Raw genomic sequence first — 21,125 nt, forward strand, 5'->3', positions numbered from 1 at the left:
TCGGCGTTAAGGCGGCCATAGCGGCGGGGCGACTCCCGTACCCATCCCGAACACGGAAGATAAGCCCGCCTGCGTTTCGGTGAGTACTGGAGTGTGCGAACCTCTGGGAAACTCGATTCGCCGCCTGCCACTCATACTCGGCGTCCAATTCGGACGCCATCATTTCAACCCTCGAACAGCCACTGCGCTGTTCGGGGGTTTTTGTCATTTGTCGACGGGCGATAGCTATTGGCCGGCCAACAGTTTTACTCGCTGGCCGCGTACCGACAGCCATGACGACTCACGTCAAACTCAACGAACTCGACGAGGCGTTCGCGGGGCTCCGGTTCCCGATCGAGCGGGAGACCGTCGCGACCGAACTGCACGACGTCGTCCTGGTGTACGCCGACGGTGAGGAACCGCTTCCAGACGTCCTCGACCGCGTCGGGACGCAGTCGTTCGCGGACCGCGACGAGCTGGAAACCGAGATCTACAACGTGCTTCCGGTCGAGGCCGTCGGCGAACCCGGTCAGTCGGAGGGCGAGGGATAGCCCCGCGGGTATCGCAACGCATAAATCCGCCCACCGAGGAATTTCACCCGCGCCAAGGTGGCAGAGTCCGGCCGAACGCAGCGGCCTGCAGAGCCGCCCATCGCCGGTTCAAATCCGGCCCTTGGCTTCCTGCGACGAACGAACACGAGGAGCGGCAGCCACGCCGGTTTGAACCCTGGGACGAGCGAAGCGAAGTCCCTCCGGTTCAAATCCGGCCCTTGGCTTCCTGCGACGAACGAACACGAGGAGCGGAAGCCACGCATGCGTACGCTGATCGTCGGGCCGTCTCACCTGGGGCTGTGATGGTTGATCAAGACCTTGATTGGCTCGAGGAGTGACTTGGGGATCTACCGTGACCGACATTCGAATGGGTCGCAAAATTCATCAAATGTCTGTGCAATTTCGCGTCCTATTCTAATGCTGACTCATGTGGGGAGATCGGGGACGAACACATGTAATCCGTGGGAATCGGCCACTATAGTGGTGGAACACGGCCTGATTCCCCGGTGCGCAACGAACGAACATGAGTTTCCTCGGCGAACTCGTGATTTACGCGGAGCGGGCTGCGGAATTCGTTCCGGGAGGAGCTGTCCACAGCGGAATCGGATGGGCGAGTGCATATTCGTTCGATACGGGACTGCCACCGTTCGTAGTACTATCGTTCACGAGGGTGGCCTATCATAATCTTTCAACACGCCGTGAGTCGCCGATCTGGTGTCTCCGGAATGTAGGTCGGTGTTTCGTACTCAGTTGTGGTGGGAATTGTCCTGGCAAGATTTTTAGATATAAGATTCACAGGTAGTAACGAAAGCTGATACTATGGTGTCTATCCGTGGGTGCAGCATTGTACCGACTGGGGTGGCGTTATCCGATACAACGATCCAGGTCGATCTGATCGATCTGATCGATGTGATTACTGTGGTGAGATCGGTGACGTCGGTATCGTGAAATTCGACTGTCTTCCTCCCACGCTTCTCAGCGGATAGAACGCAATCGAGTAACGGTTTTTGCGATTACTCGGCACTCCTTGAGAGTTCGAGCATCACACTTCTCACTCGATGGCCGATACCACGGCGGTCTCCGGTTGGTGGCGACGATATCGGGTTACGACGCTCTCCGTGTCCGGTGGTTTGCGAGCATCCTGCGGTTATTTCGGACGGTGGGTTGGGTGTGTCGCGGGGGTACTTCGTAGAGATTCCTGCGACGTGAAGATTCGGCCGTCAGAATCCACTACAGAGGAAAATACGGGACTGGCGCGGTACTGGGCGCGACCCGTCTTTCGAAAGCCTATCACAGATTTAAGGCTGTTATTTCTCTCGGCGGCGAGAACGGGTCGACCCGTCGATCCCCCGCCTCGTGGCCGTACACGTTCGTTCGATATACTCGCAGGCTCGGTGAAAATGCGGAAAAACACCTATCGAACGGTCGAGAGGCGGAATGACCGTGCAAATCGAACGTCCGGACGGGGGAGTGACGAGAGACTACGTCTGGTCGTTCGGGAATTGTAGCCGCTATCGACGGCGACCAACGGCCCCGTCGTTCTCGGTCAGCCGGTTCGCGACGTCCACCCCGACCGTCCGAAATAATCGAAGGGCTTACGACCGCACGGTCCATCACGATCGAATATGTCACACGGTGCGCCACCGCTGAAGACGATCCAACGAGCGTTCGAGATACTCGAACTGTTACGCGAGGGGAAGTCGGTCGGCGTCGCGGAGCTCGCACGGCGGATGGACCTCCCCAAGAGCACCGTTCACGATTACCTGCGGTCGCTCAATACGATGGGCTACGTCGTCAACGAGGGACAGGAGTACACGCTCAGCTTCCGCCTCCTGGAACTGGGTGGGCAGGTGAAATACAGCAATCGCCTGTTCCACGTCGCCAAGCCGGAACTGGACCGGCTCGTCGAGGTGACTGGGGAGCTGGCGAGCGTGAACGTCGAGGAGCGGGGGCACTTCGTCATCCTTCACGCCAAGTACGGGGACGAGTCGCTGCAGCTCGGTATCTATCCGGGGATGACGATCCCGATACACACCCACGCTGCGGGGAAGGTCATGCTGGCTGGCTTTCCCGACGAGAAGGTCGACCGCATCCTCGACGAACACGGGCTCGAACAGCGGACAGAACATACGATCACCGACCGCGACGAACTCGCGGCCGAACTGGACGCTATCGGTGAACGTGGGTATGGCGTGGACTGGAACGAGCAGATCGTCGGTATGGGCGTCGTCGCAGCGCCCGTCGAAATCGACGGTCGCGTGATCGGCGCTATCGGACTCGTCTGTCCGACCGACCGTCTCGACGACGTCGATTACCGGGCGGAACTCGTCCAGGAGGTGAAGAAGTCCGCCAATATCATCTCCGTCAACTACCAGTACTCGTAGAGCGGTGACGCATCGACGACGGGTGTTTGCGACCGTGGGCGTCGTTTCAGGTGGTACGGTGGGTCAGGGTCTGCAATGCGCTCGTAGCGATACCTGACGGTGGATTCGGACCTGTCGGTGTCCGGTGGGAACGTCCGAGCTACCGCCTTCCGAAAAGTATATCATTCCCGATCACAATTCTCGTGCCATGCCACGAACTACCAGGCGAGAGATACTCAAACGTGTTGGCGCAACGTCCGGTCTCGGTAGCGTTATGATCGCGGGATGTAGTAGCGACTCCGACGATGCGGGCGGCCAACAGACCACTGGTGGGGACACGACCGACGCCGGTACCGCGGGTAGCAGTGGTCCCGACGAACTCCACATCGGCGTCTTCGCGCCCTATACGGGACCGTTCGCCCCGTGGGGGAGTGCGCTAACGACCGGGTCGGAACTCGCGAAACAGGACCTCGAGGCGGAGTTCGACGTCTCGATAACCCTGAGCGAGTACGACACCGAGACGAACCCCAGCGCGGCCCAGGAACGGATCCAGCGGGCCGTCACCTCGGACGGGATCGACATGGCTCACGGCGGTATCTCGTCGGCAGTCTGTGGGTCCATCGGATCGTGGGCCTCGGACAACGGCGTCCCGTTCATCACACAGGGCGCTTCGGACACGCTCACCGGGGAGAGTTGCCAGCCGTACATGTTCAGGGCGTACCCGTCGAACACGATGATGGCCCGGGCCGTCGGCCAGCCGATGGCCGAGGAGGCAGACAGCTGGTACCTCCTGTACACGGACTACGTCTGGGGCCAGACCGCCCAGGAGATCATCGGAAGCGTTCTCGAGGAGAACGGTGCGACGGTCGCCGGCACGGACGCGGTTCCCGGCCCGGGTAATCAGGACTTCACGCAGTACATCAACAACGTGGAGAACTCCGACGCGGACGGCGTGGCCATGATCATTCCCGGCCTCGACGCTCGTGCGGCCGCGAGCCAGCTCCAGAACCGCGGCCTCCACGAGGCGTTGTCCGTGATGTTCCACCAGTTCGAGGACCAGGTCATGTGGGGCCTCAACCAGGAGGCCGCCTCGATGGTCGATCTGGGCCCGACGGGCTGGATCAACACCGTCGAGGGCGGCGAGGACTTCAAACAGCGCGTCGACGAGCAGGGGGAGACGGATCCGTTCTCGCGACAGTACATGGCGTACGTATCCACGGACCAGGCCGTCCGCGCGGCGATGCGCGCCGGCAGTGCGAACGGGGACGACGTTCGGGCGGCGCTCGAGGGCCACGAGATAACCGACAGTCCCGTCAACGATATCGTGCCGAACTCGACCCTCAAATGGCGCGCGTGCGACCACCAGCTCGTCCAGCCGACCCACGTCGTGCAGGCCCGCGACGCGAGCGAGATGACGAACGACCCGTACAAGCAGTGGTTCGAGGTTTCGAAGACCGTTGCTGGCGACCAGGTCGCCAGGAGCTGCGAAGAAACCGGCTGTAGCTTCTAACTCCATGGACGGAATCGGTATTCAGACGGTAGACCGGGATGCACTGCCCATCTCCCCGGGGGAACTAGTGACATCGTTGGTGCTGTTTGTCTTGCTCGCGCACGCGTTCGCCGTGCGACCGGGACTGTTCGTCGACCAGCTCGTCGGCGGGCTCGTGTACGGACTGATCCTGGTGCTGGTCGCCCTCGGCCTCTCGATCATCCTCGGGCTCCTCGGGGTCGTCAACTTCGCTCACGGCGCCTTCTTCATGATGGGGGCGTACCTGACGTTTCAGGTGCTGAACGTGTGGGGACTGCCGTTCTGGGCGACGCTGTTCGTCGTGCCGGTGGTGGTCGGCCTCGTCGGCATCGTGATCGAACGGGGTGTTCTCCAGTTCGTCTACGACGAGGACCCGCTCATCGGATTGCTGGCGACGTTCGGCATCGCCCTGATGATCGACGAGGCGACCCGTGCCATCTGGGGTGGGAGTCCACTGAGCGTCACGACGCCACAGATACTCGACAGCAGTATCGGTATTGGTGTCACGACGATCGCCAGGATGCGGCTGTTCTCCGTCCTCGTGAGCGTCGTCGTCATCGTCGCCGTCTACCTGCTGATCGAGCGGACCGACTTCGGACTCTCTGTCCGGGCGGGTGTGCTCGACCGCGAGATGGCCGAGTTCGTCGGCGTGAACATCCCCCTCCGCTTCGTCGTGATGTTCTTCATCGGGGCCGCCATCGCCGGCCTCGGTGGCGTCCTTCGGGGGGCCGAACTGGGGATGGACCTCGGGATGGGCAACCAGTTCATCATCCTCGCGTTCGTCGTCGTCGTCGTCGGTGGCGTCGGGAGCCTCTTCGGTAGCGTCGTCTCCGGTATCCTCATCGGTGAAGCGACGTTCCTGACGCCACTCGTCCTGCGAACGCTCTCGGAGACGACGAACGTCGAGGCCCTCAACGTCTCCGGCATCGGCGGGCTCATGCCCTTCCTCGTGATGATCGTCGTGTTACTCGTCCGACCGCGTGGACTGTTCGGACAGGAGGGGTTCATGGAATGAGCGGCGACACCTCGCAGACCGAACCTACCCAGCGATTGCCCGACTCACTGACCGACGGAAGATTCGAACAGTGGCGGGTCCCGCTCGGCTTGCTCGCCCTCGTCGTCTTGCTGCGTCCGGTCATCGGCCACGAGTTCCTGCTCAACTATCCACCGTTCGCGAACACCATCCTCGTCTGGATGTTGTTCGCCGCGTCGTTCAACGTCCTCCTGGGGTACACCGGCCTGCTGTCGTTCGGCCACGGCATGTTCCTCGGATTCGGGGCGTACGGTGCCGCGATCGGGTTGACGCGGTTCGACCTCCCGTTCACCGTCTCCGCCGTGATCGGACTCGCCGTCGCGGCCGTGGTCGCCTACCTCATCGGGCGGATCATCGCCCAGCGGGGCGAGATATACTTCGCGATGCTGACGCTCGCGTTCGCCAAGGCCGCTCACTTCATCGCGAACCAGAACTACGGCGGCCTCACGGGCGGTTCGACGGGCATCGTCGGGGTGCTCCCGTCCTGGATAGAGACCCAGCGCGGGGTGAAGTACGTCGCCACCGGAGGGTTCCAGTTCGACTGGTACTACCTCCTCGGGACGGTTTTCGTCCTCGCCACGCTGGCGCTCTGGCAGATCGCACGGTCGCCGTTCGGTCGCTCGCTCGTCGCCGTCCGCGAGAACGAGGAACTGGCCCGTGCAGTCGGGATCGACGACACGCGGTACAAGATCTGGTCGTTCACGTTTAGCGGCGTGTTTGCGGCACTGGCCGGCGTCCTGTACGCGATCAACAATCAGGGTTCCTCGCTGTCGACACTCACGGTCGAAACGAGCGGCGACATCATCCTGATGACGATCCTCGGTGGGGCGAACTACTTCTTCGGCCCGCTGGCCGGCGTGTTCGTCTGGCTGTTCTCCGAGGAGTTCCTCATCGAGTTCGAGACGCTGGTGCTGCCGCTCGCGGAGTACCCGCTCGTCACCATCGAACTCGGCGGCCTGCTGTCGTACTGGCAGTTCTTCCTCGGGCTCCTGTTCGTCATCTCCGTGCTCGTCGCGCCACGGGAGGGCCTGTGGGGCCTGTTCAGGAGCGGGATCGGTGGACTGTACGACCGCGTCAGGGGTGGTCGTGAATGAGTGACACTGCGAGGACCGCCCGGTCCGCCGACGTCGTGCTAGAGACCGAAGGACTGACCAAGCAGTTCGGCGGCCTGACGGCGCTCGAACACGTCGACCTGGCCGTCGAACGGGGCGAACTTCACGCCATCATCGGTCCGAACGGCGCCGGAAAGACCACGCTGTTCAACACCATCACCGGTGCGCTCGAGCCGACGGCGGGAACCGTCTGGTTCGACGGCGAGGACGTGACGGAGATGGCACAGGAGAAGCGTCCCCACCGCGGCCTCGCGCGGTCGTTCCAGTCGAACCAGCTGTTCGCGGACCTCAGTGTGCTCGAGAACGTCCGAATCGTCGTTCAGACGGCTCGTTCCGGACGTTTCGGGCTCGACCTGCTCGGGAACGGGCGGGCGAAGTACCGCGAACAGGCGTTCGAGTACCTCGAGCGGGTCGGGCTCGACGGAGTGCACACCGCGCTGGCCAAGAACCTCTCGCACGGGGATCAGCGCCGACTCGGCATCGCCATCTCGCTGGCGACGGACCCGTCGGTGCTCCTCCTCGACGAGCCTACCAGCGGCATGGGCCCGACAGAGACCCAGGAGACGGCGGAGATGATCGACGAACTGCGACAGGACCTCGACCTCACGGTCCTCCTGATCGAACACGACATGGACATCGTGCTCTCGATGAGTGACCGCATCACCGTTCTCAACCAGGGAGAGGTCCTCGCCACGGACAGTCCCGGGGCGGTCCAGGAGAACGAAGACGTCCAGAACGCGTATCTCGGCGGCATGCGGGAGGAACTATGACACTACTGGAGATCGACGGAGTCGAGGCGGGATACGAGACGGGACAGGTACTGTTCGGCGTCGACATCGACGTGGAGCGCGACGAAGTCGTCTCGCTGCTCGGCCGGAACGGCGCCGGGAAGACGACCACCATGCGCGCCGTCGTCGGTGCGGACGTCCCGAACGTCCGCAGTGGTTCGATCACGTTCGATGGGCACGACCTCCTGGCGACGCCGAACTATCAGATCCCGCGGCTCGGACTCACCATCGTTCCCGAGGGTCGACGGTGCTTCGAGGACCTCACCATCGAGGAGAACATCCGACTCGGGGCGAACCACGTCGACGACCCGCTCCCGATGGCGTCCGTCTTCGACCAGTTCCCGGAACTCGACGAGATGCGGGACCGGCCCGCGCGGAACCTGAGTGGCGGTGAGAAACAGATGCTCGCCATCGCTCGCAGCCTCGTGGCGAATCCGCAGATGATACTGCTCGACGAGCCCTGCGAGGGACTCGCCCCGTACATCGTCCGGCGTATCGAATCGATAATCGAGGAGATCAGCCAGGAGCGCAACGTCACCGTGTTGCTGGTCGAACAGAACGTCGCCGTGGCGCTCGCGGTCGCGGACCGTCACTACATCCTCGACGAAGGTCGGATCGTCGAGGTCGTCTCGACGGAACGACTTCGCGAGGACGAGACGTTGCGACAGGAGTACCTCGGTGTGTGACGTCTGACCTGGGATCCGTGACGATCCCTCGCTGACCAGTTTCGCCCGGCTCACCCGGCGCGTCGCCGCATAGCCGTCGGTACGCCGCCCCTTGTTCCTTGGTAACATACCGCCAGATTAAATACGGCCGACGGATACGTATCGATCGATGGATATCGAAATCGACAGTCTCGCGGTCCTCGGAGCCGGCAGTATGGGTCACGGCATCGCGGAAGTTGCCGCCATGGCCGGCTACGACGTCGTCCTCCGCGACGTCGAGGACGACCTCGTACAAGACGGGTACGACCAGATAGAGTGGAGCCTCGACAAACTCGCCGAGAAGGGACAGCTCGACGCCGACCCGGAGGACGTGCTCGGACGCGTCTCGACGGCCGTCGAACTGGAGGCGGCCGTCGCCGACGCCGACCTCGTCATCGAGGCCGCACCGGAAGACCTCGACCTGAAACAGTCCGTCTTCGCCGAAGTCGACGAGGCCGCGCCCGACGACGCCATCATCGCGACGAACACGTCGAGTCTCCGAATCGGCGACATCGCGGCGGCGACGGACCGGCCCGAGCGGTGCTGCGGGATGCACTTTTTTAACCCACCGGTGAAGATGGACCTCGTCGAGGTCGTCGGCGGCGAAGCGACGGCGGACGACGTCGTCGACGCGGCCTACGAGTTCGTCGAGTCGCTGGACAAGACGCCGATCCGCGTCCGCAAGGACGTCCCGCAGTTCGTCGTCAACAACGTACTGACGCCGTACATGGGCGAGGCCGGCTTCATGCTCGACGAGGGCGCAGACGACGTTCGGGCGGTCGACGCGGCGATGGTGTTCCGGCGCGGCTACCCGATGGGCCCCTTCGAACTCAACGACTTCGGCGGGCTCGACGTGTTCGCCCACACGCGAGAGCAGTGGGACGACCCGGTCCCCGAGTCGATCAGCTCCCGGGTCGAGGCCGGTGACGTCGGGCGGAAGGCCGGCGCGGGCTTCTACGAGTACGAGGACGGTCCCGGTGCGGACTACGAACCGACGCAGGGCGACGGCGTCGACACGCTCCGCATCGAGGCGCGGATGATAAACGAGGCGGCGCGGCTCGTCGGCCAGGACGTCGCGACGCCGGAAGACATCGACGTCGGCATGCGCCTCGGGGGCGGCCTCCCCGAGGGGACGTGCCGGACCGCGGACAAGCTCGGCCTCGACGTCGCCCTCGACAAGCTCAGGGAACTCCACGACGCCACGGGCGCCGAACGGTACGAGCCGGCCGACTATCTCGTCGAGCGCGTCGAATCGGGCCACACCGGCGAGGCGGCGGGACGGGGGTTCTACGACTATCGCGACGGCGGCCCGTACCACTACGTCAGCCACGAACTCACCGACGACGGCGTACTCTCGGTCGTCTTCGACCGCGAGGAGCGGCTCAACGCCTTCTCGACGGACATGTTCGACGAGGTCCAGCGCCTCCTCGAGACCGTCGACCAGGACGACGTCGCCTGCGTCGTCTTCGAGGGCGCCGGCGACCGAGCGTTCAGCGCGGGCGCGGACATCACCGGCTTCACGACGGCCGATCCGACGGACCTGATGCACGTCGACGAATCCATCGAGACAGTGTACGAGTTCCCACGACCGACGGTCGCCAAGATTGACGGCTTCTGCCTCGGGGCTGGCCTCGAACTGACGCTGGCCTGTGACATCCGCATCGCTGCCGAGGGGTCCACCCTCGGCAGCCCGGAGGTCGACCTCGGCCTCATCCCCGGCGGCGGCGGGACCCAGCGGCTGGTTCGCCTGGTCGGCGAACCGCGCGCGAAGGAACTGGTCTTCCGCGGGATGCACATCTCCGCCGAACAGGCGGCCGACTGGGGCATCCTCAACCGGGCCGTCCCGGACGAGGAGTTCGAGGCAGCAGTCGACGAGGTGGTCTCGGACCTGGTCGATGGACCTCGAACCGCCCTCGAAGTCGCCAAACAGGTCATCAACGAGGGACAGAACGCGAGCCTGGAGACCGCCCTCTCCCTGGAGAGCCAGGGCTTCGGCCTGCTGACCACGACCGACGACATGCTAGAGGGCGTCGCCGCGTTCAACGACGACCGCGAACCGGAGTTCAGCGATGACTGACCGCGACCACGAAAATTCAAGACGGTGTGGTCCGTGTGCGCAAGTGTCTGAACCCATGTCTGAACGAGGAACGGACGGTGGCCGTCCCGAACGCGAGGCGATCTCCTCGTGACGCGGACCGTCGGCATCGTCGGTGGCGGACACACTCGCTGGGGAGACCGCGAGGCGACCTACAAGGACCTCATCCAGGAGGCCGGCAAGGCGACGTTCGACGACGTCTCCGGCGTGAGTCCCGGGGACATCGAGGGGCTGTTCGTCGGCTCGGTGCAGCCCGAACGGTTCGCCTTCCAGACCCACGTCGCGCCCATGGTCGCCGAACTGCTCGGCATCGCGCCCGACAGCATGATCGCCCGGACGGAACTGGCCTGTGCCAGCGGCCAGGCGGCACTCCGGTACGCGTGGCTCGCTATCGCGGCCGGCCAGCTGGACACTGCGCTCGTCCTCGGCGTCGAGAAGATGAACCTGCCGGACGAACACGCCGCCGAGGCCCAGTCCGGGATGACGAACGTCATGGACCGCGAGTTCGACGGCGTCAACGGCCTCAACGCGCCCCCGTACTTCGCGATGGTCGCCCAGCGACACATGCACGAGTACGGGACGACGCGCGAACAGCTCGCGCAGGTCAGCGCGAAGAACAAGAGCCACGCGGCCCACAACGAGTTCGCGCAGTTCCAGGACGAAGTCTCCGTCGACGAGGTGATCGACTCGTTCCCGCTGTCTCCGCCGCTGTGTCTCTACGACTGTAGCGGTATCACCGACGGGGCTGCCGGGCTCATCCTCATGAGCGAGGAGAAGGCCCGCGAGGTGACCGACGAAGCGGCGTGGATAACCGGCAGTGGACAGGCGTGTTTCGCCAGCAACTCCGTCAACAACCTCCCGTCGATGTCCGCGTGGCCGCAGGCGACGACGGCGGCCGAGCAGGCCTACGACCAGGCGGGTATCGACGACCCGGTGGCGGAACTCGACGTGGCCGAAGTCCACGACTGCTTCTCGATCAGCGAGATCGTCGAGTACGAGGATCTGGGCTGGGTCGAGAAGGGCGAGGGCGGCCAGTTCGTCGAGGACGGTCGAAGCGCCCTCGACGGCGACATCGCCGTCAATCCGCGCGGTGGGTTGCTGGGCTGTGGCCACCCGCTCGGGGCCACGGGCGTCTCCCAGGCGCTGGAGATCTACAACCAGTTCAGGGGTGACGTTCCCGCCGAACGGCGCGTCCCCGACCCGGAGACCGGGCTGATACACAATCTCAGCGGGAGCGCCTCCGTCCACAGCGTCATGACCATGGCGCGTGGTCGACCATGAGCGACGACCGCGACGCGGTCGAGCTTCCGGACACCATCGAGCTCCCGCGGTTGCTCGACTTCTACGAGCTCCAGACGGCCGAGCACACCGGTATTCACGAGTTCTACGAGCGCCTCCGTGAGGGACAGCTCTCGACGACGCGGTGTTCGGACTGCGGCGACGTCCAGTTCCCCCCACGCATCGTCTGCCCGGAGTGCCACTCCGACGACCTCGAGTACGTCGACCTGCCGCACGAGGGCGAACTGTTCGCGTTCTCGATGGTCCGGGCGGGCGCGCCGCTTGGCATGGAAGACGAGGTTCCGTTCGTGACCGGCATCGTCGAGGTCGGGGACGTCCGCCTGTCGGCGCGCATCGACGGGGCCGACTACGACGACCTCGCCATCGGCGACCCCGTCGAACTGAACGTCGTCGAGATAGACGGTCCCGCCGACCACGAACGCGTCTTCTACCGATTCGAACCGAGGTGACTACACGTGCAAGATTACGAGCTTACCATCACGAAGTTCCTGCAACGCGCGGTCGAGCTCTTCGACCACAAGGAGATCGTCACGAAACTACCGGACGGAACGCTGCACCGGTACACGTACGGGGAGGCGTACGAACGGATCTGTCGACTCGCCCACGCACTCGACGACTTCGGCCTCGACCAGGGTGAGCGAGTGTCGGTGATGGCCGTCAACCACTTCCGCCACTACGAACTGTACTTCGGCCCCTCCTGCAGCGGCCGCAGCATCCACACGACGAACCACCGGCTCCCGAAGCACCACCTCACGCAGATGATCAACGAGGCCGAGGACCGGCTGTTGTTCGTCGACCCGGCGTTCGTCGAGACCGTCGAGGCCATCGCGGACGACCTCGAGACGGTCGAGCAGTACGTCGTCCTGGCCGACGAGGTGCCCCAGACCGACCTGGAACCGGTCGTCGACTACGAGTCGTTCATCGAGGGATACGAGACCGAGTACGACTGGCCCCGACTCGACGAGAACACGGAGTTCGCGCTCTGTTACACGTCCGGGACGACTGGCATGCCGAAGGGCGTGCAGTACTACCACCGGCGGATGTTCCTGCACACGCTGGTCCACGGCCACGTCGACGTGTTCGGCGTCGGGGAGAACGACGCGGTGATGCCCGTCGTCCCGATGTTCCACGTCAACGGGTGGGGCTTCCCCTACACGGCCACCTTCTACGGGTCGAAACTGGTCCTTCCCGGCCAGCACACCGACCCGCCCGGCGTCGCGGACCTCATTCACGAGGCGGGCGTGACCGTCGCTGCCGCCGTGCCGACGGTGTGGATCGAGATGGACTCGTATCTCGAATCGAACGACGACGTGACCCTCGAGAGCCTCGACCGCGTGCTTACCGGCGGGAGCGCCCCGCCGGCCTCGCTCATGCAGAAGTTCGAGGAAGTGTACGAGGCACCGATCTACCAGGGATACGGGATGACGGAAGCCTCGCCGCACCTCGTCAACACGTTCGAGACGACCGAGACGCGGGACCTTCCACAGGACGAGCACTACGAACTCATGCGCAAGGCCGGTATCCCGGCACCGGGCGCCCGGATCCGTCTCCGGAATCTGGACGGCGAAGCCGTCCCCCACGACGGTGAGTCGAAAGGAGAGATACAGGCCCGCTCGCCGTGGCTCACCGACGGGTACTTCAAGCGGCCCGACGCGAACGAGCACTCGTTCACGGAGGACGGCTGGTTCAGGACGGGCGACATCGCCACCATCGACGAGTACGGCTACCTCGACGTCGTCGATCGACTGGACGACGCCATCAAGAGCGGGGGCGAGTGGATCTCCTCCGTCGAACTGGAGAACTCGCTCATCGACGCCAGTGGCGTGGCCGAGGCGGCAGTCATCAGCGTTCCCCACGAGAAGTGGCAGGAACGACCGGTCGCGTTCGTCGTCACCGACGATGCCACCGTCGACGAGGCGTCGCTCCGTGACCACCTGCTGTCGAAATTCCCGAAGTGGTGGCTCCCGGACCAGTTCCGGTTCATCGACGAGATTCCGAAGACGACGACCCACAAGTTCGACAAGAAGACGCTCCGGGACCAGTTCCTCGACGAGCACGGGGAACTTCCCCACGACGCCTGAACGCGCGTTCGGCGTCGGGTCGAACGGCGGTCGAAACTGCAACTGAACACTCCCGGCCCTGCCTATTCGAGACAACGATGGAACTACTGGAACCGTCCGTGATACCGGCGGAGGCACAGGCACCGAAACAGCGCGCCCGTTCGTTCGCACGTGATCACGTCGCACCCGTCGCTGGCGAGTACTTCGCGTCGGGTGAGTACCCCATGGACGTGGTCCGTGCCGCGAGAGCAGAGGGGCTGGTCGCACAGGAGATTGACGCCGCGTACGGTGGCCACGGTCGGTCGCTGGCCCAGGTCGTCGCGACCATCGAGGAGTTCTTCCGGGCCGATGCGGGTATCGGCCTCGCGCTCGTCGGACAGAGTTTCGGGACGCGCGTCCTCCAGGCGTTCGGCACGGAGCGACAGAAAGAGACGTACCTCCGGCCCGTGGCCGAGGGCGAGCAGATCACGGGCATGGCGATAACGGAACCCGAGACCGGCAGCGATCTGGCGGGGATGGAGACGAGCGCGCGGCTGGAGGGTGAGGAGTGGGTCATCGACGGCGAGAAGTACTGGATCGGCAACGGCGTCGAGGCGGACTGGATAACCGTCTACGTCCGTACGGACGACACCGAGGACCGACACGGGAACCACTCGCTGTTGATCGTCCCGACCGACAGCGACGGGTATCACGCCGAACACGTGCCGGAGAAGATCGGAATGCGCGCCTCCGAACAGGCCCACATCACGTTCGACGAGTGCCGGGTCCCCGCCGAGAATCGCATCGGCGAGCGCGGTGCGGGGTTCAGGATGCTCGCCGAGTTCTTCGACCACGGGCGCGTCCGCGTCGCGGGTCACGGGATCGGACTCGCCGCCGCCGCCATCGAGGAGGCCTGGGACTTCGTCCACGATCGCGAGGAGTTCGGTCGCTCCGTCGCCGACTTCCAGTCGGTCCAGCACGACCTGGCGGACCTGCGGATAGAGTTCGAGAGCGCGCGGTCGTTACTCTGGCGGACCATCGAACGGATCGAGGCCGGTGAAGACGCCACGCTCTGGGCGTCGATGGCCAAGACGAAGGCGACCGAAGTCGCCGCCGACTGTGCGGAAACGGCGATGCAGCTCCACGGCGGTCGGGGGATACTCGACCAGGAGCGGGTCGCTCGCGTGTACCGGGACGTCCGCATGCCGATGACCTACGAAGGCGTGAGCGCCGTGCAGCGCGACATCATCTACCGAAACTTCTGATGGGTAGTCGAACCGGTCTGTCGGGTCGACTGCCACGGCGTCCAGACTCCCGGTGCCGGTGCCGGTGTCGATCCCGTCCAGAGGGCCTCCGCGACGGGAGCGGTGGTGTGTGGCGGCGTGCCACGCCAATCGGTGTCGTTTTACTGCCCGTACGCCAGTGATCTGGTATGCGATTCTACGAGGACATCGAGGTCGGCGAGACCGACCGGGTGGGGGAGTACCAGGTCACGAAGGAGGAGATCGTCGAGTTCGCGGAGAAGTACGATCCACAGCCGTTCCACACCGACGAGGAGGCGGCCCAACGGTCCATCTTCGGTGAGCTCGTGGCGTCGGGCTGGCATACAGGGGCCATCTGTATGCGGTTGACCGTCGAACGGCAGCGAGATATCGCCACGCTCGCCGGCATCGGCGTCGACAATCTCCGCTGGCACGCGCCCCTGACTCCCGGGGACGAACTCCACCTCGAAACGGAAGTCGTGGACAAGCGGCCGTCCGACCGGCGAGACGACCGGGGATACGTCACCACCCGCGTCGAGGGGTGGACCGGATCCGGGGAGATGATCATCTCTTTCGAGGGGATCGCCCTCGTCGAACGGCGCGACGATTAACACCTGCGCCGGTGTCCGAACACCTCGCACTGCCGTTCACCGCTATTCGGAGGGGCGACACGACGGTGCGCTCCCGCACGCGTTCGCCGAGGTCCCTGCCTGAAGCGCAGGGAAAGCACTTTGCCCTCGTTCCGGCAATGTGGCACCGTGACTCTCACAGCCATGTTCGACCCGACGGCGGTGGCCGTCGTCGGGGCGTCGCAAACGAAGGGGAAAGTCGGCTACGAAGCGATGGTGAACGCCGCCGAGTTCGACGGGCCAGCCTATCCGGTCAATCCGTCCGGCTCCGGGACGATGTTCGGTGAGCCGTTCGTCGACTCCGTCGCCGACGTCGACGACGCGGTGGACCTCGCGCTGCTGTGCGTTCCGGGTCCGGCCGTGCCCGACGTACTGGACGAGTGCGGAGCGGCCGGCGTCGGTGCCGCCGTCGTCTACGCGAGCGGGTTCGCCGAGGCCGGCGAGGACGGCGAACGGTTGCAGGCCACGGTCGTCGAGCGCGCGAACGAGCACGGGATAGCCTTGCTCGGCCCGAACACGAGCGGCTTCGTCGTGCCGGAGTCGAGTCTGCGCTGTTCGTTCGCGAGCGGGGTCGACGAGATACCGACCGGGAACACGGCGGTCGTCGCACAGAGCGGCGGCGTCGCCCTGGTGCTGGCGTTCCAGACGCGCCGGCAGGGCCGGGGCGTCTCCGCGACAGTGGGCCTCGGCAACCGGGCCAACGTCGGTTTCGTCGAGGCGATCGAGTACTTCGACGGTCACGAGGGGACCGACGCCATCGTCCTCCACGTCGAGGGGACCGACGACGGCCGCGCACTGGTGGAGACGTGCCGGGACGTCGACACGCCGGTGGTCGCCTACAAGGTCGGCCAGTCCGACGTCGGCGAGTTCGCGGAGTCCCACACCGGCGCTCTCACCGGCGACCACGCGCTGTACGAGGCCGGTTTCGCCCAGTACGGCGTCCCGACGGTCGACGCCACGGACCACCTGCTCGACGCCGCAGCGGCGCTCGGCGACTCACCGACCCCCGACGGCCCGAACGTCGGCGTGGTCACCGCGCAGGCCGGGCCGGGTATCATCATCACGGACCGCATCCAGCGCGCCGGCGGCGTCCTGCCGGAACTGACCGCCGAAACGCGGGACCGGGTCGGGGACATCCTGCCAGGCATCACCTACGCCGACAATCCCGTCGACACGGGTCGGCCGATGCCGGCGTTCGGCGAGATCGTGACCGCCGTCGCCGAGGACGACAACGTCGACGTCGTTCTCGTCTACGAACTGTTCGAGCAGGCGCTTGGCTTCCCCGTCGAGGCACTGGACGGCCTGGCCGAGCGCGTCGACAAGCCGGTCCTGTTCGCCACGGAGGGGATCGAGGCGGACCTCGCCGAGGACAGGGCCGCGCTGGAGGCGGCCGGCGTCCCGGTGTTCGAGACGCCCGAACGGGCCGCAGAGGCTGCCGCTGTCCTCGCGAGGTACGCCAGGTCCCACGGAGAGGGCGTCGACGCGGAGGTGAGCGCCGATGTCTGACCTGATAGCCGACGCACGCGCCGACGGACGACTGACGCTGACCGAAGCGGAGGGGAAGCAGTTACTCGCCGACGCCGGCGTCGCGGTCCCGCCGTTCGAGGTGTGTGCGAGCGCGGACGCGGCCGTCGAGGCGGCGGAATCGATCGGACTCCCGGTCGTCGTCAAGGTGTCCTCCCCGGCGGTCACGCACAAGAGCGAGTGGGCCGACGGCGCGGGCGTCGCGGTCGGACTGGACTCGCCCACCGCCGTCACCGACGCCGCGACCCGGATCTTCGAGGCAGCGGCCGAGCGGGGCCTCGACGTCGACGTCCTCGTCGAGCGGGCACAGGACGTCGACGCGGGGACGGAGGTCATCGTCGGCGGGATCCGCGACCCGTCGTTCGGGCCGGTCGTCCTGACCGGCCTGGGCGGCGTGTTCACCGAGGTCTTCGAGGATACGAGCCACCGCATCGCACCGGTCGATCGACGAGAAGCGCGGGCCGCCATCGAGGAGTTACAGGCCGCGCGCCTGCTGGAGGGCTACCGTGGGAGCGATCCGGTCGACGTCGACGCCCTCGCCGCCGTCGTCGAGGCAGTCGGGGACCTCGTCACCGAGCACGCCATCGCGGAACTGGACGTGAACCCGGTGCTCGCGACCGCCGACGGCGCGGTCGCACTCGACGCACTGGTCGTGCTCGAGGACGGTGCGTGAGGATGTACGAACGCAGCTGGACCGTCCGGTTTTCGGACACTGACCCGTTCGGCATCGCCCACTACCCGCGCATCGTCGACGCGCTGCACGAGACCTCGGACATGTTCATGCAGGAGATCGGGTTCCCGTTCTGGGAAATCTCCCGGGAGGAGGGATACGGGCTCCCACTCGTCGAGATGAACTTCGAGTTCGAGAACCCGGTGGCGGCCGGTGACGACGTCACCGTCGAACTGACGCCCGTACCGGGGACCCGGAGCGTGCGGTTCGAGTACGTCGCGCGCAACGACGGGGAAGTCGCGTTCTGGGGGTACGAACAGCGAGTCTGCGCCCGGACGGACGGCGAGGGGGCGATCGAGCTCCCCGACGACCTCCGCCTGGCGCTCGAGGAGTACGTCGAGGATTGAAGCGTCCAGGTCGGTGGACCGAGCGTTCGTGGCCAGAGCACCGAGCGTTCGCCGGACGGGTGGTCCCGAGGGCTGACGTGACCAGCAGCAGCGGTTCAGCCGGACGATACGCTTAATTGAGTCCCGCTACCACGGATCGATATGGCCGACTTCGAGAACATCTACGCCGAGGCAAACCCGTTCGTCCGAGCGCACTTCGATTGCCCGAGCTGTGGCGGGAAGCTCTGGGAGTACGCGATCCAGGGACAGATGGTCTGCGAGGACTGCCGGTCCGTCTACCCGTCGGACGAGATCTTCTCGGCCCAGGCCGAGGCGTAGTCCCCGTCGCCGTCTCGCCGCCACGACGATATCTCCGTCGCTACCGTCTCGCCGCTCTGATGCGCTCCGCATCAGTACCGAGGCGGCTGTCGGTTGCGGGGGGTCCAGTACACTTATAAAATTCCTGTGTCAACTGTTCACTATGGGACAGCAAGAGCCCGAGGACCTCCTGGAGCTGAGTACCGACACGCGGAGCATCCTCGAGAGACACGACCTCCGGCCCCTGTGGGAGGTCGAGGACGACATGGGCAACGTCTACGACGACCTCCAGGCGAACATCTGGAAGTGGGACGACATCCAGGCCGCCATCGACGGTATCGAGGACGACGTGCCGATCGCCGACCTCCCGCCGGGCTTCCAGCGGCGCGTCGCGGTCCCAATCAACACGGCGCTCGGCAACGCGATCTCGAACACGATCTACGTCGGCGTCCAGACCGTCTCACCCGGCGAGACGGCGCCCGCACACCGGCACGGGGCCAACGCCCTGCGCTTTACGATCGACGGGCACGAGGACATGAAGACGGTCGTCGCGGGTGAGGAGTTCCCGATGCGCGACAACGACCTCGTCACGACGCCCCAGTGGGAGTGGCACGACCACGTCAACGACTCCGACGAGACCGCGGCGTGGCTCGACGTCCTCGACCTGCCGCTCGTGCTCGACTCGCTGAACGCCCGGAACACCTTCGAAAACCACGAGCTCGAACGTCAGCCCGTCACCAAGACGCAGGGGTACTGGGACTCCCAGTACGGTCGCGCTCGCTCCGAGGACGACGCGAAAGCAGATGGCATCCCGGGCCCCTTCGACGGGATCCGCGAGGCGACGCCACCGTACCGGTTCAAGTGGTCGGAGACGCTGGAGACGCTTCGACAGCGGGCCGAAAACGACGAACCGGACCCACACGACGGCTACAGTCTCTCGTACGTCAACCCCGCAGCGGGCAAACCCCCGCTGTTCCCGACCATGTCCTTCCGGGCCCAGCTGCTACAGGACGCGACCGACCCGCACTTCCACAACGCGACAGAGGTCTACTTCGTCATCGAGGGTGAGGGCGCGACCCACGTCGGCGACGAGGCCCTCGAGTGGGGCCAGTGGGATATCTTCGTCGTGCCACCGGACGCCATCCACCACCACGAACCGGACGACGAGGCGATCCTCCTGGGCATGACGGACCGGCCCGTCTTCGAGGCGTTCAACTTCTACGCCGAGGCGGAACCGTCGTAGGCGTCCGCCCGCCGGGGAGGGGCACTGACCGTCGCTCGAACCGCTTCGACAGGTACGCGTGCACCCGACTCCCGAGAACCGTCCATCGGACGGCCGGCGGTCGGTTCGCCGCGCGTTCAGTCGCCGTCGTTCGATTTTCCGTCGATCCCGCCCGCCGTGTCGAGTTGTCCCTCGACGTCACGTACCCGTTGGCGGACCTCGCGAACACGGTCGGCGTGGCGCTCGTTCGCGTCCGTTAGCTCTCCGATCTCGTCGACGACTGCGCGGAGGTCCGTGACGGCGTCTTCGACCATCGTGGTGATCTCCTCGGCGCCGGCGGCCTGCTGGTCGGTCGCCACGCCGATCTCGCTCATCCCGTCGACGGTCTCGTTCGCTGCCGCGGCAATGTCGCCCTGCCTGGCCCGGACGTCCTCGGTCCGCGCGACGGCCCGCTCGACCCGGTCGCCGGTGTGGTCGATGCTCTCGGCCGTCCGGGCGACGATGTCGGTGACCGTCTCGACCGTCTCCTCGATGGCGTCGACCTCCGTCCTGGACTGGTCGGCGAGTTCCTTGATCTCGTCGGCGACCACGCCGAACCCGTCAGCGTCCCCGCCGCTCCGTGCGGCCTCGATGTTGGCGTTCAACGCCAGGATGTTGATCTGGGAGACGATGTCGCTGATCGCGGTGAAGACGTCGGTGATATCGTCGACCTGTCCTTCGAGCGCGCGGCGGTTCCCCTCGAGGTCGTCGGCGAGGTCGGCCACCTCGTCCATCAGTTCGAGCGCGTCGTCGGTGGCCTCGACCGACGCCTCCGCGTGTTCGACCACCCGTTCGCTCTGGTCGGCCACGTCGTCGGTCTGGGCCGCGATCTCTTCGACTGTCGCGCTCAGTGACTCGATCTCCCCGTGGATCGTTTCCAGCGAGTCGACCTTGTCGAGGGCGGTCGACTCGATGTACTGGCTGCTGTCTGCGACTTCCTCCGACGCGTCGAGTAACTCCACCACCGCGGTCTCGACCTCGTCACTGATCCTGGTCTGGGCCGTCTCGACGGCGCGGCGGCTCTCGACGAGTTCCGTGACCTGGGTGATGAGTTCCAGGCTCCCGGCCACCCGTCCGTCAGGTGCGTGGAGCGGCACGGCGGACGCGCGGATGTGCCACCGATTCCCGTCCGGGTCCGTTCCGGTGCGTATCTCCTCCTCGCGGACGGGCTCGTCGGTTCGGACGACCGTCTCCGCGAGCGTTTCCTGGACGTCCTCCGTGCCGACGAGGTCGTGGGCCACCTCGCCGATCGCCTCCTCGCTGGTCAGACCGCCGATGTCCTCGTTCTTCTCGTTCCAGTGTGTGATCTGCCCGTCGTCGTCGACGACGAAGACAGCCTCGGGGAACTCTGCGACGAAGTCCTCGAAGACCCCCCGCCAGAAGTCTCGCTCCCGCCTGAGTCGCTCGGTCTCGTCGACGTCCGTCGGTGAGTCGAATAACCCGTCGCTCCCCGTCCGCGAGGGCGTGCCTGATGAACTCATGCATGCTAGCCACCTCTCGATCCTCTTAACCCTATGTATTAGTTCGAAAACAGACACGGCCGGCCGCGTCGACGTCGCGTTCGACGACCTGCGGGGGAATCGA

General features: G+C 65.4%; 19 protein-coding genes, 1 tRNA gene and 1 rRNA gene. 20 read left to right on the forward strand and 1 reads right to left on the reverse strand.

Annotated elements, in window-relative coordinates:
• The first annotated feature begins 7 nt into the window (after nucleotides 1-7).
• From rrf to BM337_RS19735, 20 genes are all read left to right on the forward strand, one after another.
• A 5S ribosomal RNA gene (gene rrf / locus BM337_RS19645) occupies nucleotides 8-129 on the forward strand.
• Between the two features lie 143 nt (nucleotides 130-272).
• Nucleotides 273-530, forward strand: coding sequence for a DUF5789 family protein (locus BM337_RS19650; RefSeq protein WP_089819211.1), 258 nt, complete (start codon nucleotides 273-275; stop codon nucleotides 528-530).
• A gap of 51 nt (nucleotides 531-581) precedes the next feature.
• Nucleotides 582-657: transfer RNA gene (locus BM337_RS19655), tRNA-Cys, on the forward strand.
• 1,498 nt (nucleotides 658-2,155) lie between these two features.
• Nucleotides 2,156-2,914, forward strand: a complete 759-nt coding sequence (locus BM337_RS19660; protein WP_089819214.1) for an IclR family transcriptional regulator — start codon at nucleotides 2,156-2,158, stop codon at nucleotides 2,912-2,914.
• A 187-nt stretch (nucleotides 2,915-3,101) separates the two neighbouring features.
• Nucleotides 3,102-4,403 carry an ABC transporter substrate-binding protein gene (locus tag BM337_RS19665; protein WP_089819216.1) on the forward strand — a complete coding sequence of 434 codons (1,302 nt, stop codon included), beginning with the start codon at nucleotides 3,102-3,104 and terminating at the stop codon, nucleotides 4,401-4,403.
• Between the two features lie 67 nt (nucleotides 4,404-4,470).
• Entirely contained in the window at nucleotides 4,471-5,436 is a 966-nt protein-coding gene (locus BM337_RS19670) for a branched-chain amino acid ABC transporter permease (RefSeq protein WP_218155607.1), read from the forward strand.
• A complete protein-coding gene (locus BM337_RS19675) occupies nucleotides 5,433-6,548 on the forward strand; it encodes a branched-chain amino acid ABC transporter permease (protein ID WP_089819220.1) in 1,116 nt (371 codons plus the stop codon). Before BM337_RS19670 ends, BM337_RS19675 begins: the two co-directional genes overlap by 4 nt.
• Nucleotides 6,545-7,336 carry an ABC transporter ATP-binding protein gene (locus BM337_RS19680; protein WP_089819222.1) on the forward strand — a complete coding sequence of 264 codons (792 nt, stop codon included), beginning with the start codon at nucleotides 6,545-6,547 and terminating at the stop codon, nucleotides 7,334-7,336. Before BM337_RS19675 ends, BM337_RS19680 begins: the two co-directional genes overlap by 4 nt.
• A complete protein-coding gene (locus tag BM337_RS19685; RefSeq protein WP_089819224.1) occupies nucleotides 7,333-8,040 on the forward strand; it encodes an ABC transporter ATP-binding protein in 708 nt (235 codons plus the stop codon). Before BM337_RS19680 ends, BM337_RS19685 begins: the two co-directional genes overlap by 4 nt.
• A gap of 148 nt (nucleotides 8,041-8,188) precedes the next feature.
• Nucleotides 8,189-10,135, forward strand: a complete 1,947-nt coding sequence (locus BM337_RS19690) for a 3-hydroxyacyl-CoA dehydrogenase/enoyl-CoA hydratase family protein (protein ID WP_089819226.1) — start codon at nucleotides 8,189-8,191, stop codon at nucleotides 10,133-10,135.
• A gap of 108 nt (nucleotides 10,136-10,243) precedes the next feature.
• On the forward strand, nucleotides 10,244-11,434 hold the full coding sequence (locus BM337_RS19695; RefSeq protein WP_089819228.1) for a thiolase C-terminal domain-containing protein: 1,191 nt from the start codon (nucleotides 10,244-10,246) through the stop codon (nucleotides 11,432-11,434).
• Nucleotides 11,431-11,901, forward strand: a complete 471-nt coding sequence (locus tag BM337_RS19700) for a Zn-ribbon domain-containing OB-fold protein (RefSeq protein WP_089819230.1) — start codon at nucleotides 11,431-11,433, stop codon at nucleotides 11,899-11,901. Before BM337_RS19695 ends, BM337_RS19700 begins: the two co-directional genes overlap by 4 nt.
• A 6-nt stretch (nucleotides 11,902-11,907) precedes the next feature.
• Nucleotides 11,908-13,533, forward strand: coding sequence for a long-chain fatty acid--CoA ligase (locus BM337_RS19705; RefSeq protein ID WP_089819232.1), 1,626 nt, complete (start codon nucleotides 11,908-11,910; stop codon nucleotides 13,531-13,533).
• Nucleotides 13,534-13,610: 77 nt separating this feature from the next.
• Nucleotides 13,611-14,756 (forward strand): acyl-CoA dehydrogenase family protein, encoded by a 1,146-nt coding sequence (locus BM337_RS19710; RefSeq protein WP_089819234.1) that lies wholly within the window; start codon nucleotides 13,611-13,613, stop codon nucleotides 14,754-14,756.
• Nucleotides 14,757-14,923: 167 nt separating this feature from the next.
• Complete coding sequence (locus tag BM337_RS19715) at nucleotides 14,924-15,364, forward strand: MaoC family dehydratase (RefSeq protein WP_089819236.1); 441 nt, start codon at nucleotides 14,924-14,926, stop codon at nucleotides 15,362-15,364.
• 147 nt (nucleotides 15,365-15,511) lie between these two features.
• Nucleotides 15,512-16,888, forward strand: coding sequence for a CoA-binding protein (locus BM337_RS19720; protein ID WP_089819238.1), 1,377 nt, complete (start codon nucleotides 15,512-15,514; stop codon nucleotides 16,886-16,888).
• The gene (locus BM337_RS19725) at nucleotides 16,881-17,579 is read left to right on the forward strand and encodes an acetate--CoA ligase family protein (protein ID WP_089819240.1); all 699 of its coding nucleotides are present in this window, start codon (nucleotides 16,881-16,883) and stop codon (nucleotides 17,577-17,579) included. The genes BM337_RS19720 and BM337_RS19725 overlap by 8 nt, the downstream gene beginning before the upstream one ends.
• 2 nt (nucleotides 17,580-17,581) lie before the next feature.
• Nucleotides 17,582-17,983 (forward strand): acyl-CoA thioesterase, encoded by a 402-nt coding sequence (locus BM337_RS19730; RefSeq protein WP_177227764.1) that lies wholly within the window; start codon nucleotides 17,582-17,584, stop codon nucleotides 17,981-17,983.
• A gap of 141 nt (nucleotides 17,984-18,124) precedes the next feature.
• Nucleotides 18,125-18,301 (forward strand): Trm112 family protein, encoded by a 177-nt coding sequence (locus tag BM337_RS21355; RefSeq protein WP_177227766.1) that lies wholly within the window; start codon nucleotides 18,125-18,127, stop codon nucleotides 18,299-18,301.
• 142 nt (nucleotides 18,302-18,443) lie between these two features.
• The gene (locus tag BM337_RS19735) at nucleotides 18,444-19,523 is read left to right on the forward strand and encodes a cupin domain-containing protein (protein ID WP_089819244.1); all 1,080 of its coding nucleotides are present in this window, start codon (nucleotides 18,444-18,446) and stop codon (nucleotides 19,521-19,523) included.
• A 116-nt stretch (nucleotides 19,524-19,639) separates the two neighbouring features.
• On the opposite strand, the gene BM337_RS19740 is transcribed toward BM337_RS19735, so the two are convergent.
• A complete protein-coding gene (locus tag BM337_RS19740; RefSeq protein WP_089819246.1) occupies nucleotides 19,640-21,022 on the reverse strand; it encodes a methyl-accepting chemotaxis protein in 1,383 nt (460 codons plus the stop codon).
• Nucleotides 21,023-21,125 lie beyond the last annotated feature (103 nt).

Origin of the sequence: Halomicrobium zhouii (assembly GCF_900114435.1) — an archaeon.
GTDB lineage: Archaea > Halobacteriota > Halobacteria > Halobacteriales > Haloarculaceae > Halomicrobium > Halomicrobium zhouii.

Coding starts and splice junctions, on each gene's coding strand:
- BM337_RS19735 (WP_089819244.1), top strand. CDS start 18,444: ATGGGACAGCAAGAGCCCGAGGACCTCCTGGAGCTGAGTACCGACACG.
- BM337_RS19660 (WP_089819214.1), top strand. CDS start 2,156: ATGTCACACGGTGCGCCACCGCTGAAGACGATCCAACGAGCGTTCGAG.
- BM337_RS19680 (WP_089819222.1), top strand. CDS start 6,545: ATGAGTGACACTGCGAGGACCGCCCGGTCCGCCGACGTCGTGCTAGAG.
- BM337_RS19710 (WP_089819234.1), top strand. CDS start 13,611: ATGGAACTACTGGAACCGTCCGTGATACCGGCGGAGGCACAGGCACCG.
- BM337_RS19675 (WP_089819220.1), top strand. CDS start 5,433: ATGAGCGGCGACACCTCGCAGACCGAACCTACCCAGCGATTGCCCGAC.
- BM337_RS19665 (WP_089819216.1), top strand. CDS start 3,102: ATGCCACGAACTACCAGGCGAGAGATACTCAAACGTGTTGGCGCAACG.
- BM337_RS19740 (WP_089819246.1), bottom strand. CDS start 21,022: ATGAGTTCATCAGGCACGCCCTCGCGGACGGGGAGCGACGGGTTATTC.
- BM337_RS19715 (WP_089819236.1), top strand. CDS start 14,924: ATGCGATTCTACGAGGACATCGAGGTCGGCGAGACCGACCGGGTGGGG.
- BM337_RS19730 (WP_177227764.1), top strand. CDS start 17,582: ATGTACGAACGCAGCTGGACCGTCCGGTTTTCGGACACTGACCCGTTC.
- BM337_RS19725 (WP_089819240.1), top strand. CDS start 16,881: ATGTCTGACCTGATAGCCGACGCACGCGCCGACGGACGACTGACGCTG.
- BM337_RS19685 (WP_089819224.1), top strand. CDS start 7,333: ATGACACTACTGGAGATCGACGGAGTCGAGGCGGGATACGAGACGGGA.
- BM337_RS19650 (WP_089819211.1), top strand. CDS start 273: ATGACGACTCACGTCAAACTCAACGAACTCGACGAGGCGTTCGCGGGG.
- BM337_RS21355 (WP_177227766.1), top strand. CDS start 18,125: ATGGCCGACTTCGAGAACATCTACGCCGAGGCAAACCCGTTCGTCCGA.
- BM337_RS19700 (WP_089819230.1), top strand. CDS start 11,431: ATGAGCGACGACCGCGACGCGGTCGAGCTTCCGGACACCATCGAGCTC.
- BM337_RS19690 (WP_089819226.1), top strand. CDS start 8,189: ATGGATATCGAAATCGACAGTCTCGCGGTCCTCGGAGCCGGCAGTATG.